Origin of the sequence: Rhodopila sp. (assembly GCF_965277825.1) — a bacterium.
Lineage (GTDB): Bacteria > Pseudomonadota > Alphaproteobacteria > Acetobacterales > Acetobacteraceae > Rhodopila.
The window spans coordinates 163,678-180,702 of the sequence record NZ_OZ255846.1 but is presented as its reverse complement, the minus strand read 5'-3'; the positions used below and the strand labels follow the sequence as shown (position 1 = coordinate 180,702).

Below are 17,025 nucleotides of genomic sequence, written 5' to 3'. Positions count from 1 at the left end.
GCGGGTCTGTCGGCGGCGGGCTTGTCCGCGGTGACTGGTTTGTCCGAAGGCCCTGATTTGTCCGAAGGCCCTGGCTTGTCCGAGGGTCGATCCTGTTCCGTCATGTTTGACCTCCTAAAGGGACAGTCAGCGTGGATTTCCGCCCGGTAGCGGCACGGAAGACGCTTTCATGGGTCTGTCACAACTCGTTGGCCGGATATGGCCGCCAGACGGGGTGCCGCAAGCCCTTGAAATCCGTGGTCGCGCCGCCGCGAGACGTATTCCGGGTCGGGCGTTCGATCAGGCGGAGTTTTCTGCCCGCTCCTTGCCATAAAGGTACAGCGGATTGGCGCGCACCTCCGCCACTTCGCGGTTGATGACGACCTCTTCGACGCCGTCCAGGCCGGGCAGGTCGAACATCGTCGAGAGCAAAATCTGCTCCATGATGGAGCGCAGCCCGCGGGCGCCGGTCTTGCGCGCTATGGCGCGCGTGGCGACGGATTTCAGTGCGTCGTCGGTGAACGACAGCTTGACGCCCTCCATCTCGAACAGCCGGCCGTATTGCTTCACCAGGGCGTTTTTCGGCTTGGTGAGGATCTCCATCAGGGCGCCTTCGTCGAGGTCCTCCAGCGTGGCGACCACCGGGAGACGGCCGATGAATTCGGGGATCAGACCGAATTTCAACAGATCCTCGGGTTCCACCTCACGCAGGATGGCACCCATGCGGCGTTCATCCGGGGAGCGGACTTCGGCGCCGTAACCGATCCCCGAACCCTTGCCGCGGGCACCGATGATGCGCTCGAGCCCGGAGAAGGCGCCGCCGCAGATGAACAGGATGTTGGTGGTGTCGACCTGCAGGAACTCCTGCTGCGGATGTTTGCGGCCGCCCTGCGGCGGGACCGAGGCGACGGTGCCCTCCATGATCTTCAGCAGCGCCTGCTGCACGCCTTCGCCGGAGACGTCGCGGGTGATCGAGGGGTTGTCGGACTTGCGCGAAATCTTGTCGACCTCGTCGATATAGACGATGCCGCGCTGCGCCCGTTCCACGTTGTAGTCGGCCGACTGCAACAGCTTCAGGATTATATTTTCGACATCCTCGCCGACATAGCCGGCCTCGGTCAGCGTGGTGGCGTCGGCCATAGTGAACGGCACGTCCAAAATTCGAGCCAGGGTCTGTGCCAGCAGGGTCTTGCCCGATCCGGTGGGGCCGACCAGCAGGATGTTGGACTTGGCGATTTCGACGTCGTTGTTCTTCTGGCCGTGCGCCAGGCGCTTGTAGTGGTTGTGCACCGCGACCGACAATACCCGCTTGGCATGGTCCTGGCCGATGACATAGTCGTCCAGCACCTTGCAGATCTCCCGCGGGGTCGGGACGCCGTCGCGGGACTTGACCAGATGCGTCTTGTGCTCCTCACGGATGATGTCCATGCAAAGCTCGACGCACTCGTCGCAGATGAAGACGGTCGGACCGGCGATGAGTTTGCGAACCTCGTGCTGCGACTTGCCGCAGAACGAGCAATAGAGGGTGTTTTTCGAATCGCCGGACTTGCTCATGCGTACTCCTCCCCCGAACACAGGGGCACAATGGGGAACGATAACCCCTGACAGGCGGTCGGGACAAGCACCGCGGGTGGTCAGACCCTGGAAACGCCATCAATCATACGGCGAAACCGACCGCGCAGACCACAATGAATTGAACGGAAACACGATTCGGGGGCGGCGGGGCGCCACCCGCCTGGCCGATCCTGTGGATAACCGGGTTTAGCTCTTTGAGGTATCGGACGATTCGGGCAATGGCCGGCTCTCCACCACTTCGTCAACCAAACCAAAATCGCGGCTCTCCTCGGCTGACATATAGGTGTCACGCTCCAATTTGCGTTCGATGGCTTCGATCGGCTGCCCGGTGTGCCTGACATAGATCTCGTTCAGGCGTTTGCGCAGGGTGAGGATTTCGCGGGCTTGGATCTCGATGTCGGTGGCCTGCCCCTGGGCGCCGCCGGACGGCTGATGCACCATGACGCGGGCGTTCGGCAGGGCGTACCGCTTGCCCTTGGCACCGGCGGTCAGCAACAGGCTGCCCATGGATGCCGCCTGGCCGATGCAGACCGTGCTGACCGGGCTGCGGATGTACTGCATGGTGTCGTAGATCGCCAGGCCGGCGGATACCACACCGCCCGGGCTGTTGATGTAAAAAGAGACGTCCTTCCCCGGATTCTCCGACTCCAGATAGAGCAACTGGGCGCAGATCAGGGCGCTGACCTGATCGTAAACCGCTCCGGTCAGGAAAATGATGCGCTCTTTCAACAGCCGCGAATAGATGTCGAACGCGCGCTCGCCGCGGGCGGTCTGCTCGACCACCATCGGCACCAGGGAGTTGGCATAGACTTCGACGGGGTCGTGGTCGCGCATCTTGATCACCTAACGTTCCAAGGATCGAACAGGTTAGCCATTGCGTAAGTAGGCGCACCGAGCGCGATTTCCAGCAACCCGGATGATCGGCCGGTGCCAGGCCCGCAGGCGATTAGACTTGGACCGTTTCAGCTTCCGGCTCCTTGGCGAGTTCCTCCGGTGTCACCACCGTATCGGTGAGTTTGGCCAATTCGACCACGAAATCAACGACTTTATCCTCCAGCAGCGGGCCACGGACAGAGTCGCTGAGCTGGTGGTATTTGCGGTAAAGTTCCAGCATCTGCATCTCCTGACCCTGATACTGCATCGCGCGCTGATAGAGCGCACGATCGAGTTCCTGATCGGAAACGGTGATATTGTTGATACGGCCGATCTCGGCCAGCAACAGGCCAAGCCGAACCCGCCGTTCGGCGATCTCGCGATATTCCCGACGCAGCGTCTCGTCGTCCTTGGTCTTGTCCGCCTCGTCCTCGGTGCCCTCCTTGCGGGAGGCCTCGAGGCGCTGCCAGATCTGGTCGAATTCCTGGTCGGCAATGGAGGCGGGCACTGGGAAGTCGGCCAATTTGGTCAGTTCATCGAGCAGCGCTTTCTTCAGCCGCAGCCGGGAGATACCATCGTATTCCTGCTGCTGGCGGGTGCGCACCGCTTCGCGCAGCGCGGGGACGTCATCGACACCGAGCTTTTTCGCCAATTCGTCGTCGATCGGGGGAATGATCTGGGTGCTGAGCTGTTGCACGGTGATGTCGAAGGTCGCCGCCTTGCCCGCCAGATCGGCCTTGCCGTAGTTTTCGGGAAAGCTGACGTTGATGGTCCGGGTTTCTCCCGGACGCGCGCCCTCCAGTTGTTCGGCGAAGCCGGGGATGAAGCCGGTGGCGCCGATTTCCACGGGGGTATCCTTGCCGGCGCCGTTCTCGAACGGCACGTCGTCGATCTTGCCCAGGTAGTCGATCGTCAGCACCTCGCCGGCCGCCGCGCCGTGGCCGCGAGCGTCGATGGCCTCGGCTGGGATGGGCGTCAGGGAGTGGTTCGCCTTGGCGATCTGTTCCAGTACCTTGTCGACCGCTTCAGGCGCCACCTCGGTCTTGACCCTAGTGAGCTCGATATTGCTGAAATCGGGCAGGGCGATCTCGGGCAACAATTCCAGCATCATGGTGAACTCAAGATCGGCGGCCAGCGCGGCGGGATTTTCCGTCACCACATCGACCTTGGGCTGCTGTGCGGGGCGCAAGCCGCGTTCGCTGAGCACCTGGCGGCTGGCTTCAGAAACCGACTGTTCCAGCACTTCGGCGGAAACCGCGGTGCCGTAGCGCTGTTTGACGATCGGGAACGGCACTTTGCCCGGACGGAACCCCGGCAGGCGCAGCGTCTTGCCGATCGAGGTCAGCCGTTCGGTGCGGCGGGATTCGAGGTCCGCGACCGGTAGCACCACCGTGTAGTTGCGCTTCAATCCGTCGGCGAGCGTCTCGGTAACATGCATTTTTTCAGCCATTCCTGCCAAATCATCTGTTCAACCACGTCACCGCCCGAGAGCGCCCCGCGTGGGCGATGCGGACGGAGCGGATGCTCGTGCGCGGATGGTGCGGGCGAAGGGACTTGAACCCCCACGGCTTTCGCCACCAGAACCTAAATCTGGCGTGTCTACCATTTCACCACGCCCGCGCGGCCACCGTTCGGGATCGCGTGATGCGACCGAACGCGGCGCTTTAGCGCAGGCTCCGCGGCGCCACAAGCAATGTCACGCGCTACAGCAGGATTGTAGCCCCGCTATTCGGCCGCCTGGTGGGTCCGCAGATCGTTATTGGTTCGGTGGTCCCCGGCGATCCAGCGCGCCAATTCAGAATGGGCGTTGACGCGGCGCGCCGCGTCAATCTGGGCGGCATTTGGGGGATCGACGGTGAATTCGACGATCAGGCCGTCGGGGGACCTACAGTATGGGGACCTACAGTATATAGAGCGGCAGTAGCCGTGATCGCTCTCGCGCACGGGCTCGCCCGCTGCTTCCACCCTGGCCAACAATTCATCGTAGATCGCGTCGTCGACCTTGAACGCGATGTGATCGAAGTTGCCGATCTCCGGCGGCCGCTCGGCTTGGCACTTCCGATACACCTCATCGTCGGCGAATGAGAAGAACGCCAGCGCGCCGCTGTCGCCCAAGCTGTAGAAGGTGTGGCAGAACGCCACGTCGCGGTTGACCCACGGGTTGAAATGCCGCTCGCACCAAGTTGCGGTCAGCGGGATGCCCAGCACATCCTCGAAGAACCGCCGGTTGGCCTCCTGATCCTTGACCACGTAGGCGTGGTGATGCAGTCGTTCCGGGGGGCGGGACAACAGCCTGGTCATCGCATTCCTCCTGCTTTTGGACGTTCCTCGCGTTGGCCTCGAGCGTCCCGCACACTTCGGCGTCGTGCAAGCGGCCGGGTCACCTTGGCGCCCGCGGATCCGGGTTCACCAGCGGAACGCCCAGGGGACGACCAGCGGAACGCATAGCACCCATGCGTTTAGGCCTTTTGCTCGAGCGTTTGCGGGATGTAAGTCTACTAGCGAGTAATTTTGGTGCGAGTGCGGTGCTTTCGTGCGAATTGAGGTACGAGAGCCACTACCGCGCACCTAAAGCGAAGGGATCGGACAGATGGGGATAGCCAAGAGTAGCAATGGAACTTCCAAGCCAAAGCTTAAGGCGCCCCCTACCCTTCCGGATCGGTTTTCAGACTCGGCCCCGCGTGACTACAACATAGCCGCGGTCGATCGGACCATCGACCTGCTGGAAGCGCTTTCACGACTTGGCCCGGCGTCGCTGGCGGCGCTGGCGGAAAGCGCGGGTTGCACTCGCACTGCCGCGTTTCGTCTGTTGCGGACGCTGCAGTCGCGCGGTTTTACCATCCAGGACGATGCCCGTGGGTTGTGGCGCCTGGGGGCGCGATGGAGTGCGCTGGGTCGGGCGGCCTCGGAACAGGGCGCGCTGGCGGCAACGGCGATGCCGTTCCTGGCGGCGCTCGGCAAAGCCACCGGCGAGAACGTCTACCTGCGCGTGCGCGACGGGATGGAAAGTGAGACCGTTTCGATCTACCAGACCGACCCGACCCTGCGGATGTATTCCGAGGTCGGCAAGCGCGGTCCGCTGCATGCCGGCAGCAGCCGCATCCTGCTGGCTTTCGCGCCGGAGTCGGTTCAGACGCAACTGCTGGCGCAGCGGCTCAACCGCTATACCCCGGCGACGCGCATCGATGCCACCTGGATCGCCGCGGACCTGCAGCGCATTCGCTCACGCGGCTATCTGATTACATCGGACGAGGTTGTGGCCGGCGCGGTGGGCATCGCGGCCCCGGTGCGTGATGCGGCGGCGGCGGTGGTCGCGGTGCTTTACATCAGTTCTCCGTCGATGCGGATGCGCCCGCCGCGTCCGCGCAACCTGCTGCCGCAGGTGATCGACGCCGCAGCCCGGCTGTCGCAGGCGCTGGGTGCCGCGGCCAAGCCGGCCCCCAGCGGCGGGCTGATGCGCGACGAGCCGGCCCCAGCGGGCTGGCCGTTGAACGGCGGCATGCTGACGTCGTCGCGGCCGCATACGATCTTCCGGTAAGGCACCGCGCAGGGGGCGTTGCCGCGGGCGGCGCGGGGGCTTTGCCGCGGGCGGCCGGTTCGGGCCAACCGGGCGAGCGTGGTACGTGCGCGCTTGTTGCCCACCCTCGATCCAGCCTAAGTGACCGGCGTCGAACCACGCATCACGCGAAGGTCGGCCGCGCATAGGCACGCGCCGGAACCGCCTTCGCCTGCCTCAACCGGGAAGCCTATTTGGCCAAGCCAGCGTCGCGCTTCGTCTGCCAGTCTTGCGGCGCCGTCACGCCTAAGTGGGCCGGACGCTGCGAGACCTGTGGCGAGTGGAATACCGTGCAGGAGGAGACCGTCGTCGCCCGCCCCGGGCCCGCGGCCAAGGCGCCACCGGGCCGGTCCGTCGCTTTCGTCGGGCTGGCGGGAAGCGCCGAACCGCCGGCGCGCGCGAGTGTCGGCATCGCTGAATTGGATCGCGTGCTGGGAGGCGGGCTGGTGCCGGCCTCGGCGGTGCTGGTGGGCGGCGATCCGGGCATCGGCAAATCGACCTTGCTGCTGCAGGCGGCGGCGTGCTTGGCGCGCTCCGGGCGGCGGGTGCTGTATGTATCGGGCGAGGAGTCGATCGATCAGATCCGGCTGCGGGCCAGGCGTCTGGGGGTCGCCGAGTGCGCGATCGAACTGGCCGCCGCGATCAATGTCCGCGACATCGTGGCCAGCCTGGAACAGGCCAAGGACACCACGCTGGTGGTGATCGATTCAATCCAGACCATGTGGATGGATACGATCGAGAGCGCTCCGGGAACCGTGACCCAGGTCCGCGCCGCCTCGTTCGAACTGATCAGGCTGGCAAAAGCCGGCAACTTTGCCCTGGTACTGGTCGGCCACGTTACCAAGGACGGCGCCCTGGCAGGGCCGCGCGTGCTGGAGCACATGGTCGACGCGGTGCTGTATTTCGAAGGCGACCGCGGGCATCAGTTCCGTATCCTGCGCGCGGTGAAAAACCGATTCGGCGCGACCGACGAGATCGGGGTGTTCGAGATGACCGAGGCCGGCCTGGCCGAAGTGCCCAATCCTTCGGCGCTGTTCCTGGCCGAACGTCGCGGCAACATCGCCGGCAGCGCGGTTTTCGCCGGGCTGGAAGGGTCCCGCCCGGTGCTGATGGAGGTCCAGGCGCTGCTGGCGCCGAACCCCGGCGGATCGCCGCGGCGTTCCGTCATCGGCTGGGACAGCGGCCGGCTGTCGATGCTGCTGGCGGTGCTGGAAACCCGAGCCGGCGTGAGGCTGAACCAGACCGACGTGTACCTGAACATTGCCGGTGGCTTGCGGGTCAGCGAACCAGCCGCCGACCTTGCGGTGGCGGCGGCGATCGCCTCGGCGGCGTTCGCGACACCGACCAGCCCGGGGATGGTGTATTTCGGGGAGGTCGGATTGTCGGGCGAGGTGCGCCAGGTTGCGCAGGCCGAAGCGCGTCTCAAGGAGGCCGCCAAGCTGGGCTTCGACTCGGCTGCGCTGCCCCGGCGGGTGGCGCACGGCAATCGCAAATTGGCGGCGCCCGAGGGCCTGCGACTGGAGGAAGTCGGTCACATTGCCGATCTCGTGGCGCGTTTTGCCCCTGAATCCGTCAAACGGACCCCATGATGCGCTTGGCGAGAGGCGCCGGCGGGACGATAACCCCGCTTGACTTGCGTTAGCTGGACGCAGGAACGCCGCGCCGCGGATGTTCGGTGCGACGCGAACTTGCTCTTGGGCGGTGGCATGACCTGGGTTGACCTCGCGGTCTTCGGTTTTGTGGCGATCTCGGGGTTGCTCGCGTTCGCGCGCGGCTTCGTGCGGGAGGTGCTGGGCGTGGGCGCGTGGGTCGGTGCGGTCGCCGTGGCGATCCTGGCGCTGCCCAACATGCGCCCGCTGGTGCGCCAGTTGTTCCCGACTCCGGACTGGGTCGATCCGGTCAGTTTCATCGTGGTGTTCCTGGTCAGCCTGATCGTGCTGATGGTGATCGCCGGAATGCTGGGGCGCATCACGCGACGTTCGGCACTGGGCGGGATTGATCGTACGCTGGGGCTGGTTTTCGGTCTGGCCCGGGGTGCGGCGGTGGTCATAGTTGCCTACATTCTGGGGCAGATGGTGTTGCCGATCGAGCGTTGGCCGGAGGCGGTGCTGAACGCCAGGACGTTGACGCCGACCTATGAAGCGGCTCGCTGGGTAGGGGAGCAATTGCCTGAGACCTACCGCCCACATGCCTTTGAGGCGCCTCCGTTGGGCCGAGCGACCACCGCGGAAGCACTGTTGCACGCCAATCCGCAGGGACGGGCAACCGGTAAACCACCTGATCGCGAGTAGGAGTTGTTACAGATGGCGTTCAACAGCCGCAGTATCGACGCTGCATCGGGCGACGCTTCTTCGGGCGACCCTTTTGGGGCCGGCGACTCGGACGACTCGCTGCACGAGGAGTGCGGCGTATTCGGTGTCTGGAATGTGCCCGACGCCTCGGCGGTGACGGCGCTTGGGCTGCACGCCTTGCAGCACCGCGGCCAGGAAGCCACCGGCATCACCAGCTTTGACGGCGCTCGCTTCCATTCGCATCGCGGCATGGGTCTGGTGGGGGATAATTTCAGCGACGCCAGGGTGATCGAGAAACTCCCCGGCCGTATCGCGCTGGGGCATAACCGCTATGCCACGACCGGTGACACGATCCTGCGCAATGTCCAGCCGCTGTATGCCGACTTCGAGTTCGGCGGGTTCGCCGTGGCGCATAACGGCAACCTGACCAACGCGCACGTGCTGCACCGCGCGCTGGTGCGACGGGGTTGCCTGTTCCAATCCACCACCGACTCAGAGGTGTTTGTCCATCTGATCGCGATCAGCCTTTACTCGACCGTGGTGGACCGGCTGATCGACGCCTTGAAACAGGTGGTCGGCGCCTATTCGCTGGTGGCGCTGTCGAACGAGGCGCTGATGGGGGTTCGCGACCCGCTGGGGGTGCGGCCGCTGATCCTGGGCCGCATCGGATCGGAGGGCACCGGCGGCTGGGTATTGGCCAGCGAGACCTGTGCGCTGGACATCGTCGGCGCCGACTTCATCCGTGATGTCGAGCCGGGGGAAATCGTCGTCATCAACGACAAGGGCGTCCATAGCGTCAAACCATTCAACAAGCAGAAGGAACGGTTCTGCGTGTTCGAATACATCTATTTTGCGCGGCCCGATTCGGTGATGGAAGGAATGCCGGTCTATGACGCTCGAAAGCGGATCGGCGCCGAATTGTCGGTGGAGGCGGACGTCCCGGCCGACGTGATCGTTCCGGTGCCGGATTCCGGGGTTCCGGCGGCGATGGGCTACTCGATCCAGAGCGGCATTCCGTTCGAGCTTGGGATCATCCGCAACCACTATGTCGGGCGCACCTTCATCGAGCCGACGGAGCATATCCGCCATCTTGGGGTGAAGCTGAAGCATTCCGCCAACCGCCCGGTGCTGGAGGGCAAGCGGGTGGTGCTGGTGGATGACTCGATCGTGCGGGGCACCACGAGCAAGAAGATCGTGGAGATGGTCCGGGCGGCCGGCGCGAAAGAGGTACACATGCGGATCTCGTCGCCGCCGACGACGCATTCCTGCTTCTACGGTATCGATACCCCGGAACGCAGCAAGCTGCTGGCGTCGAGCCATAGCGTGGCGGAAATGGCTGATTTGATCGGCGCCGACAGCCTGGCGTTCATCTCCATAGACGGGCTGTACCGCGCGTTGGGCAAACCCGGTCGGGATCCGGACAAGCCGTACTATTGCGACGCCTGTTTCACCGGAGACTACCCGATCCCGCTGCCCGATCAGCAGGACAACGCGGATCGCCAGCTCAGCCTGCTGGTCGCCAACAACTGATGTCGGGCGTGAACTGATGTCGGGTTTCGCCGAGGGGACGATCGCACTGGTCACCGGCGCCAGCCGGGGCATCGGCGCGGCGGCGGCGATTGAACTGGCCAGGCTGGGGGCGCGGGTGGCGATCACGGCGCGCACCCAGGGCGGGCTGGAGGAAACCGACGATGCGATCCGCGCGGCCGGCGGCGAGGCGACGATCCTGCCGTTGGACCTACGGGAGGGTGACCAGATCGATGCGATCGGTCCGACCTTGTATCAGCGTTTCGGCCGGCTGGATGTTCTGGTGCACAATGCCGGGGTGCTGGGGCGGCTGACGCCGGTGTCGCATATCCTGCCGGATGACTGGGCCGACGTGGTGGCGGTGAATCTGTCCGCGAGTTGGCGGCTGATCCGCACCTGTGACGCTCTGTTGCGCCAAGCGCCGGCGGGACGAGCGGTGTTCGTCACCGAAAGCCGAGCGCGGGAGCCTCGGGCCTACTGGGGGGCGATGGGGGCGACCAAGGCGGCGATGGAGCACCTGGTGCAGACCTGGGCGCAAGAGGTTGCGATCAGCAGGCTGCGGGTGAACCTGTTCGATCCGGGTCCGGTGGCGACCCGGATGCGCTCGAACGCGTTCCCCGGCGAGGATCGCGATACCCTGCCCGGTCCGGCGGCGGTTGCCCCTTCATTGGCAGCGCTTTGCCTGCCAACGGAGTCGCGCAACGGAAAGGTTATCGGTTTCGCGTAAGCTATTGCGGAAGCATCTGAAACAGTGGTTTGACCGGCAATTTAGTTGGTTTCACGTAATCCTATATGTTCACAAGTCGCTGTGAACAGCATCCGGGCGGCTGAATCGTGCGTATGACTGCTGTGTGAACCCGTCTTTTGTGTTCCTCAGGAGGCTCAGCATGTTCAAAGGGTTGTTTGTGTTGACAGGGGTGGCGACCGTTCTTGGCGCGACAGTGACATTGGCCCAGACGCCGCAGGCCCAGACCCCGCAGGCGCCGACACCGCAGGCCGTTTCGACGCCTGCTTCCGGGGCGCCGGCGGCAGCGAAAGCGCCGGATTCGTTGTCGGTGTTTTTCTCTTCCGGTAGCGCGACGATCTCGCCGCAGGGTCTAGCGGTGCTGGATCAGGCGGCGCGGACCTATCGGGACGGCAAGCCGATCATCATGGTGGTCAGTGGCGGGTCCGATGCCACCGGGACTGCCGCGACCAACCTGCGACTATCGCAAGTACGTGCGGATGCCGTGCTGCAAGGACTGGTGGCACGCGGCATCCCGATCGAGCGTTTCCAGTTGCTCGCCAAGGGTGAAACCGAGCCGGCGGTGCCGGATCCCGATGGCAAGCCCGAGGCGCGGAATCGCCGCGTCGAGATCAGTTGGCGCTGAGCCCGACCCTGGCATTGCGGTTCGCGGCCGGCATGGTGCTGCTGGGGCTGTGTTGGACCCCAGCGGCGGCCGCGACGCCGGAGGACGGCCGACGGGCCTATGATGCCGGGCACTTCTCCGACGCTTTGGGGATCTGGGCGGAGCTCAGCCGGGCCGGGAATGCCGAGGCGGAGTTTGGCCTGGGCCTGCTGTATGACCTCGGCAACGGCACGGCGGAGGATCCTGAAACCGCGTTCTTCTGGTATAAGACCGCTGCCGATGCCGGTTTGCCAGAGGCCGAATTCAATGTTGCGGCAATGTATGACAGTGGCCGCGGCGTTGCACAAAGCGTCGATAAGGCGGCGCTTTGGTATGCACGAGCAGCCGCGCGCGGGCACTTGCGGGCAGCCTACGATCTCGGCTTGCTATATGACCAGGGCGAGGGTGTGCCGCACAATTCCGATGTCGCTGCAGCCTGGCTGCGAAAGGCGGCTGACGGTGGTCTTCCCGCCGCGGCGTCCCGATTGAAGCTTCTGCAGGCGAGCGCGGCGGCTCGGCCGGCCGGTCAATTGGTTGGGGTCACCTTGGCGGTGCCGACCCGGAATGCGGCGTTGAAATTGGCGGAAGGCAAACCGGCGGTGGAACTGGTGTGGCAGGCGCCGGCAGAACCGCAACCGGTACACTATGACGTGCAGGTGCTAGGCGGTCCCAACCTGAAGCCGGTGTTTTCAGCCTCGGTGAGCACGACCGCGATGGTCGCCCATCTGCCGGCGAATGCCGATTTCTACCTTTGGAAGGTCGATACGGTTGGACCGAATGGCGCTCAAGCCGCGACCGATTGGAGTTGGTTCTCCACAGGTCCGGCCAACGGGCCGCATCAATCGGTAGCCTCCGCCCCGGAGGCGCCGCGCGCGGCGCACTGACGGCAATTGCAGGAACACGGCCGCGGCAGGCCAGGCGGCAACCCGCGAGCGGTCGATTAGGTTGCGACCGCGTGGGCCGAGAACTCCACTGTTTCGTGTGACCAGCGGCTCAGGTAGCGGACGATGTCGCCGACGGTATCGAACCGGCCGACCACGTCGTCCGGAATTTCGACGTCAAATGTCTCTTCCAGATAGAGTGCGAGTTTGATTCGGCCGAACCGGCCGACGCCGAGATCACCGGCAATGCGGGTTCTTGGCGTCAGGCCATGTTGTTCGATGGAAACGGTCTGCCGAACCGCCAGGGCGACTTTTTCAAAGACCTTTTCACCGGGCATGGATCGCATGGCAAAACCCTTCATCTTATCGGGTTGGCGGAGCTACATGGGATGCGGCTTCGGCGTGGCACAAGCAGTGACTGCTCGGGGCTTTCCGACGTTCACAAGGAAGTCGGCAGGTCACTTCGTTTTGGTAAAGTGAGTCAGATATCGGGGCTGCGGAGGAACACCGCGGCTTGATGCGAAGCGTCAAGCTCAGCTTGCGTGATGCCTAGGCTGCGGAAAGTTGGCTGAGGTTATGCACGGTTTGCCGGACGTCGGGGCGCGCTGTCGCTTTGCGGGCATTCTGCGAATCCTCCAGCAGCGCACCGTGAACAGCGTCCTCAATGGTTTCCAGCAGCGCGGCGCGACTTCCAAGCGCGACGCGACGGTCGGGTTCCACTCCGGGACGCGTCATGGCCTGACGCGTGGTGGTTGCGAGCACCGCCAGGTTGGCCTGAAGGAATGCTGCGTGCTTTTGGGAAAGTCTGACTGTGATGACTTCACTCGACATTGTTTCAACTCCAGTTGGCGGAAACGAGGGCATCGGGTGGGCGATTTCTGATCGGAATGGGTTGCCGGCTAAGTCGGCCAATGTGTCGCGTCGATGTCGGTGACAACGACGCGTCGCTTTGCGGCCATTGCCTCAAACGCTTCCGCGACCGAACTATATCTCTGGATCCGTCCAATCAGCGGCTGGACGAATACTGATCGGGCATTGCGCCACATGATCCAGCAGCAGAGCGGGCTGTCGCCGCGATGGAACGCGAGTACTTCTTCGTAATCCTCTGCCTCTGAACCGTGATCAAGCCGCACAACCATTCGAAGGCCATTGGCTTCGGACCAACTTCTGATCAGAATTAGTTCCGGCACAGCGAAGGACTGGCCCTTGGACGCTTTCGATGTTAACTGTATTACAGCCATCACAGCCCCGCTGGTTTGCTTTGGATCACGGCGACGTGAGGATAAGCACACGGTTTAGTGATGGACAAGCAAAACTCTCGATAAATCCGCATGGGCATCGGTGCGGCGGCAAATAGATCGGGACTTTTCGAATTTGTGCTTTCAATAAAGCGTATTAGCAACGAAATAGCGCATATCAGAACGGCTTTTGCTCGGCTACCGGGTGCCGTAGAGCCTGTCCCCGGCATCGCCCAATCCGGGCCTGATGTAGCCGTGGCTATCCAGTTCGCGGTCGATTGCCGCGGTGAAAACCGGCACGTCGGGGTGCGCCTGCGTGAAGTTAGCCACGCCCTCGGGTGCGGCTAGCAAGCAGACGAACTTCATCGCGGTGACCCCCGACTGCTTCAGGCGTGACGCCGCCGCGACCGCCGAATGACCCGTGGCCAACATCGGATCGACCAGGATGACCAGCCTGTCGGCGACGTCAGTCGGCAGCTTCAAGTAATACTCCACCGGTTGCAGCGTGGCCGGATCGCGGTACAGCCCGATATGGCCGACCCTGGCGGATGGGACGAGGTCGAGCATGCCATCGAGGATACCGTTGCCGGCGCGCAAGATCGGGACGATGCAGAGTTTCTTGCCGGCGAGATGTTCGGTTTGCATCCGCTCCAACGGGGTGTCGATTTCGATCGGCTCCAGCGGGAGGTCGCGGGTGACCTCGTAGGCGATCAGCAGGCTGACCTCGCGGGCGACCTGCCGGAACTGCGCGGTTGTGGTGTGCTTGTCGCGCAGCAGGGTCAGTTTATGGCGCAGTAACGGGTGATCCAGAACGGTCACGTCGGGCATCGCGTCACTCCAGGCGTTTGGCGATCATGCCGCGATCGCTCGTTTGGCGGCCAACAGGCGGACGGCGATCAGACAGAACAGGATAACCAGGAACGAGAACATCGTGGTTAATGTTCCTAGGGCGTAAAGTACGGGCGTGGTGACGCTGGTCGTCATGCCGAAGATTTCCAGCGGCAGGGTGTTGTCGCTGCCGGCGGTCAGCAGGGTGCGGGCGAACTCGTCGTAGGACAGTGTGAAGCCGAACAGGGCGATGCCGATGACGCTGGGCATGATGATCGGCAACACGGCATGGCAAAACGATTGCCATGCGGTGGCGCCCTGGTCGCGCGCCGCTTCCTCCCACGCGCGGTCGAAGCGGTTGAACACCGCAAACATGATCAGCAGGCCGAACGGCAGGGTCCAGGTAAGTTGCGCTCCGAACGCGGAGCTATACCAATCGGGATCGAGGCCGAGCTGGTTGAACAGCAAGCCGACGCCGAGGCTGACCAGGATCGAGGGGATAATGAGACTGGCCACGGTCAGCGTGAACAACGGTCCGGAGCCCCAGAAGCGGCGACGGAACGCCATGCCGGCCGCGAGCGACACGACAACGGTGGCGATCATCACCATGGTTGCCAGGGCAAAGGATCGGGCGATCGAGCTACCAAAGTCGCCGACCGCCTGGGTCTGGAACAAGCGGTAGAACCAGTGCAGCGAGAAGCCGTTCATCGGAAAGGTCAAGCCGCCGTCCGGGCCTTGGAACGACAGCACAAGGATGGTCAAGGTCGGTCCGTAGAGAAAAAGAATGAACAGGCCCAGCACGGTCAGCAGTGCGAAGCGACGGAGTGGCGCGGCCATCACAGCTCCTTTCGGATATCGACGATGCGCAGGATTGCCGCGATCATGATCAGCACGACCGACAGCAGCACGACGGCGTTGGCGCAGGCGGCCGGATATTGCAGGGATGAAATCTGGTTCGAGATCATCAGTCCGACGGATGATCTTTGGCCTCCGCTCATCAGCCGGACGGTGATGAAATCGCCCATGACCATTGTGACGACGAAAATCGAGCCGATGGCGATGCCGGATTTGGACAGCGGAATGATGACCGTGGTGAGGGTGCGGCCCCAACCGGCGCCGCCGTCGATCGCTGCCTCCAGCAGGCGGCGGTCGATCCGCATCATGGTGTTGAAGATCGGTGTGACCATGAACAGCGTGTATAGATGGGTGTAGGCCAGGACGACGGCGAAATCCGAGAATAGCAGGAATTCGAGCGGCTGATGGATGAGTCCAAGCTTGATCAGCGTGCTGTTGAGCAGGCCTTCCCGGCCGAGAAACGGAATCCACGAGATCATGCGGATGATGTTCGAGGTCAGGAACGGCACCGTGCATACCAGGAACAACACCAGTTGAGCGGTGCGGCTGCGGATTTCGAACGCCAGCACATAGGCGACGATGAAGCCTAGCACCGTGGTGACTGCCCAGACGATGAGGGTGTAGCGCAGGGTGTTGAGGTAGGTTTCCCAGGTGACAGAAGAAGCGAGGGCGTCGGTGTAGTTGGTGAATTCGAAGGCAGGGATGATCTGGACGCTGTTGTAGTCGAAGAAACTTACCACGACGATCACGCACATGGGCAGCAGCAGGAAGACGATCAGGATCGCGGCGAGGGGCGCGGCTTGCATAAATGTCAGCACTCGGCGCTGCATCGCCGCGCCATCGGCCTTCATCGGTCTTGTGCGGGCGCGGCCGATCGTTGTCACGGGAGAACTTGGCGCATGGCAGCAATCGCTCCGTCGATCTGCGCCGCGTTGACATCGAGATGGGTGCAGGCGCGCCCTCGGTACGTGTCCGAAACGGATATCGAGACACCGAGCGGGCGTAGCCTGGCGGCGAACTCGGAGGTGGTCAGGCCGGTGGCTTTGTTATCGAAAAATACCAGGTTGGTTTCCGGAGTTTCAACCTCGATCCCCGGTATTTGGCTCATGGCGCGGGCGAGGGTCGCTGCATTGCGGTGGTCTTCGGCGAGGCGGTCGATATTGTGGTTCAATGCGTAGATACAGGCGGCGGCGTTCATGCCGGCCTGGCGCATCGATCCGCCGAGCCGCTGTTTCCATCTCCAGGCCTCGCCGATGAAATCCCGCGGGCCGGCCAGGACCGCGCCGAGCGGCGCGCCCAGTCCCTTGGTGAAGTCCAGCCAGACCGTGTCGCAATCGGCGACCATATCGCTCGCCGCCACGCCGAGCGCGACCGCTGCGTTGAGCATGCGCGCACCGTCCATGTGGACCTTCATCCCATGGGCGTGGGCGACCCGGGCGACTTCGCGCAGTTCGGACAGCTTCCAGCAGGAGCCGCCGCCTTTATTGGCGGTCTGCTCTACTTCGACCAGAGTTTGCGGGGGCGAGTAGCGACTGAGGGGGCGGATCGCGGCGTTCAGCGTTTCGGCGGTGAAGATGCCGCGGTTGCCGGGCAAGCCGCGGATCATGACGCCGCTGATGGCGCCGGGGCCGCCGGCCTCGCTGGATTGGATGTGGGCGTCCTGGTGCGCCAGGATCTCGTCGCCGGGGCGGCAATGGGTGGCCACCGCCACCTGGTTGCACATGGTGCCGGAGGGCATGAACATCGCCGCTTGCTTGCCGAGCAGCGCGGCGGTGCGGTCGCAGAGTTCCCAGACCGTCGGATCGGAGCCGCCTTGTTCGTCGCCGGTCTCGGCTTCCATCATCGCCTGTTTCATGGCGGGGGAAGGCCTCGTTTGGGTGTCGGAGTAGAGGTTGACCCGGACCGGAACAGAGAGATCGGCACGCTTTGGTTCGTAGCTCATGGCAATGCGCTCCAGTTTGGCTTGGTCGTACCAGAAGGGGCATTGCCTGCAAAGCCGGTCCATCCGATGCTGGGGAGGGGTGAGTTTGTTGC

17 protein-coding genes and 1 tRNA gene are annotated in these 17,025 nt (G+C 63.7%); 7 read left to right on the top strand and 11 right to left on the bottom strand.

Features of this window, described 5'->3' with window-relative positions; genetic code table 11:
• Positions 1 to 279: 279 nt before the first annotated feature.
• The 5 genes from clpX to ACQY4T_RS01370 all read right to left on the bottom strand — a co-directional run bounded on the left by clpX (position 280) and on the right by ACQY4T_RS01370 (position 4,728).
• On the bottom strand, positions 280 to 1,533 hold the full coding sequence (clpX, locus tag ACQY4T_RS01390; protein ID WP_428536581.1) for an ATP-dependent Clp protease ATP-binding subunit ClpX: 1,254 nt from the start codon (positions 1,531 to 1,533) through the stop codon (positions 280 to 282).
• A 207-nt stretch (positions 1,534 to 1,740) separates the two neighbouring features.
• Complete coding sequence (gene clpP / locus ACQY4T_RS01385) at positions 1,741 to 2,388, bottom strand: ATP-dependent Clp endopeptidase proteolytic subunit ClpP (RefSeq protein ID WP_428542642.1); 648 nt, start codon at positions 2,386 to 2,388, stop codon at positions 1,741 to 1,743.
• Between the two features lie 112 nt (positions 2,389 to 2,500).
• Positions 2,501 to 3,865: a trigger factor gene (gene tig / locus ACQY4T_RS01380; RefSeq protein ID WP_428536579.1), complete on the bottom strand. Its 1,365-nt coding sequence runs from the start codon at positions 3,863 to 3,865 to the stop codon at positions 2,501 to 2,503.
• 98 nt (positions 3,866 to 3,963) lie between these two features.
• A tRNA-Leu gene (locus ACQY4T_RS01375) sits at positions 3,964 to 4,047 on the bottom strand.
• A gap of 105 nt (positions 4,048 to 4,152) precedes the next feature.
• On the bottom strand, positions 4,153 to 4,728 hold the full coding sequence (locus ACQY4T_RS01370) for a VOC family protein (protein ID WP_428536577.1): 576 nt from the start codon (positions 4,726 to 4,728) through the stop codon (positions 4,153 to 4,155).
• 289 nt (positions 4,729 to 5,017) lie between these two features.
• On the opposite strand from ACQY4T_RS01370, the gene ACQY4T_RS01365 reads away from it, so the two are divergent.
• The 7 genes from ACQY4T_RS01365 (at position 5,018) to ACQY4T_RS01335 (ending at position 12,073) form a co-directional block, all read left to right on the top strand.
• Positions 5,018 to 5,965, top strand: a complete 948-nt coding sequence (locus ACQY4T_RS01365) for an IclR family transcriptional regulator (RefSeq protein WP_428536575.1) — start codon at positions 5,018 to 5,020, stop codon at positions 5,963 to 5,965.
• Positions 5,966 to 6,177: 212 nt separating this feature from the next.
• The gene (gene radA / locus ACQY4T_RS01360) at positions 6,178 to 7,572 is read left to right on the top strand and encodes a DNA repair protein RadA (protein ID WP_428536573.1); all 1,395 of its coding nucleotides are present in this window, start codon (positions 6,178 to 6,180) and stop codon (positions 7,570 to 7,572) included.
• A gap of 117 nt (positions 7,573 to 7,689) precedes the next feature.
• Positions 7,690 to 8,274, top strand: a complete 585-nt coding sequence (locus tag ACQY4T_RS01355; protein WP_428536571.1) for a CvpA family protein — start codon at positions 7,690 to 7,692, stop codon at positions 8,272 to 8,274.
• Positions 8,275 to 8,286: 12 nt separating this feature from the next.
• Positions 8,287 to 9,804, top strand: coding sequence for an amidophosphoribosyltransferase (gene purF / locus ACQY4T_RS01350; protein ID WP_428536569.1), 1,518 nt, complete (start codon positions 8,287 to 8,289; stop codon positions 9,802 to 9,804).
• Positions 9,805 to 9,820: 16 nt separating this feature from the next.
• A complete protein-coding gene (locus ACQY4T_RS01345) occupies positions 9,821 to 10,528 on the top strand; it encodes an SDR family NAD(P)-dependent oxidoreductase (RefSeq protein WP_428536567.1) in 708 nt (235 codons plus the stop codon).
• Between the two features lie 160 nt (positions 10,529 to 10,688).
• The gene (locus tag ACQY4T_RS01340; RefSeq protein ID WP_428536565.1) at positions 10,689 to 11,171 is read left to right on the top strand and encodes an OmpA family protein; all 483 of its coding nucleotides are present in this window, start codon (positions 10,689 to 10,691) and stop codon (positions 11,169 to 11,171) included.
• Entirely contained in the window at positions 11,162 to 12,073 is a 912-nt protein-coding gene (locus ACQY4T_RS01335) for a tetratricopeptide repeat protein (RefSeq protein ID WP_428536563.1), read from the top strand. The genes ACQY4T_RS01340 and ACQY4T_RS01335 overlap by 10 nt, the downstream gene beginning before the upstream one ends.
• Positions 12,074 to 12,129: 56 nt before the next feature.
• On the opposite strand, the gene ACQY4T_RS01330 is transcribed toward ACQY4T_RS01335, so the two are convergent.
• The 6 genes from ACQY4T_RS01330 to ACQY4T_RS01305 all read right to left on the bottom strand — a co-directional run bounded on the left by ACQY4T_RS01330 (position 12,130) and on the right by ACQY4T_RS01305 (position 16,933).
• Positions 12,130 to 12,432 (bottom strand): phosphopantetheine-binding protein, encoded by a 303-nt coding sequence (locus ACQY4T_RS01330; RefSeq protein WP_428536561.1) that lies wholly within the window; start codon positions 12,430 to 12,432, stop codon positions 12,130 to 12,132.
• Between the two features lie 187 nt (positions 12,433 to 12,619).
• Entirely contained in the window at positions 12,620 to 12,901 is a 282-nt protein-coding gene (locus ACQY4T_RS01325; RefSeq protein ID WP_428536559.1) for a hypothetical protein, read from the bottom strand.
• A 605-nt stretch (positions 12,902 to 13,506) separates the two neighbouring features.
• A complete protein-coding gene (gene upp, locus ACQY4T_RS01320) occupies positions 13,507 to 14,136 on the bottom strand; it encodes a uracil phosphoribosyltransferase (RefSeq protein ID WP_428536557.1) in 630 nt (209 codons plus the stop codon).
• Between the two features lie 24 nt (positions 14,137 to 14,160).
• Positions 14,161 to 14,973 (bottom strand): ABC transporter permease, encoded by an 813-nt coding sequence (locus ACQY4T_RS01315; RefSeq protein ID WP_428536555.1) that lies wholly within the window; start codon positions 14,971 to 14,973, stop codon positions 14,161 to 14,163.
• Positions 14,973 to 15,842, bottom strand: a complete 870-nt coding sequence (locus tag ACQY4T_RS01310; protein WP_428536553.1) for an ABC transporter permease — start codon at positions 15,840 to 15,842, stop codon at positions 14,973 to 14,975. Before ACQY4T_RS01310 ends, ACQY4T_RS01315 begins: the two co-directional genes overlap by 1 nt.
• Positions 15,843 to 15,871: 29 nt before the next feature.
• Positions 15,872 to 16,933: a threonine aldolase family protein gene (locus ACQY4T_RS01305; protein ID WP_428536551.1), complete on the bottom strand. Its 1,062-nt coding sequence runs from the start codon at positions 16,931 to 16,933 to the stop codon at positions 15,872 to 15,874.
• Between the last annotated feature and the right edge of the window lie 92 nt (positions 16,934 to 17,025).

Bases quoted from the DNA above. Each gene is read 5' to 3' on its own strand.
- ACQY4T_RS01370 (WP_428536577.1), bottom strand. From the start codon at position 4,728: ATGACCAGGCTGTTGTCCCGCCCCCCGGAACGACTGCATCACCACGCC.
- ACQY4T_RS01340 (WP_428536565.1), top strand. From the start codon at position 10,689: ATGTTCAAAGGGTTGTTTGTGTTGACAGGGGTGGCGACCGTTCTTGGC.
- ACQY4T_RS01315 (WP_428536555.1), bottom strand. From the start codon at position 14,973: ATGGCCGCGCCACTCCGTCGCTTCGCACTGCTGACCGTGCTGGGCCTG.
- ACQY4T_RS01330 (WP_428536561.1), bottom strand. From the start codon at position 12,432: ATGAAGGGTTTTGCCATGCGATCCATGCCCGGTGAAAAGGTCTTTGAA.
- purF (WP_428536569.1), top strand. From the start codon at position 8,287: ATGGCGTTCAACAGCCGCAGTATCGACGCTGCATCGGGCGACGCTTCT.
- tig (WP_428536579.1), bottom strand. From the start codon at position 3,865: ATGCATGTTACCGAGACGCTCGCCGACGGATTGAAGCGCAACTACACG.
- ACQY4T_RS01355 (WP_428536571.1), top strand. From the start codon at position 7,690: ATGACCTGGGTTGACCTCGCGGTCTTCGGTTTTGTGGCGATCTCGGGG.
- ACQY4T_RS01305 (WP_428536551.1), bottom strand. From the start codon at position 16,933: ATGAGCTACGAACCAAAGCGTGCCGATCTCTCTGTTCCGGTCCGGGTC.
- ACQY4T_RS01345 (WP_428536567.1), top strand. From the start codon at position 9,821: ATGTCGGGTTTCGCCGAGGGGACGATCGCACTGGTCACCGGCGCCAGC.
- ACQY4T_RS01325 (WP_428536559.1), bottom strand. From the start codon at position 12,901: ATGTCGAGTGAAGTCATCACAGTCAGACTTTCCCAAAAGCACGCAGCA.
- clpP (WP_428542642.1), bottom strand. From the start codon at position 2,388: ATGCGCGACCACGACCCCGTCGAAGTCTATGCCAACTCCCTGGTGCCG.
- ACQY4T_RS01310 (WP_428536553.1), bottom strand. From the start codon at position 15,842: ATGAAGGCCGATGGCGCGGCGATGCAGCGCCGAGTGCTGACATTTATG.
- upp (WP_428536557.1), bottom strand. From the start codon at position 14,136: ATGCCCGACGTGACCGTTCTGGATCACCCGTTACTGCGCCATAAACTG.
- clpX (WP_428536581.1), bottom strand. From the start codon at position 1,533: ATGAGCAAGTCCGGCGATTCGAAAAACACCCTCTATTGCTCGTTCTGC.
- ACQY4T_RS01365 (WP_428536575.1), top strand. From the start codon at position 5,018: ATGGGGATAGCCAAGAGTAGCAATGGAACTTCCAAGCCAAAGCTTAAG.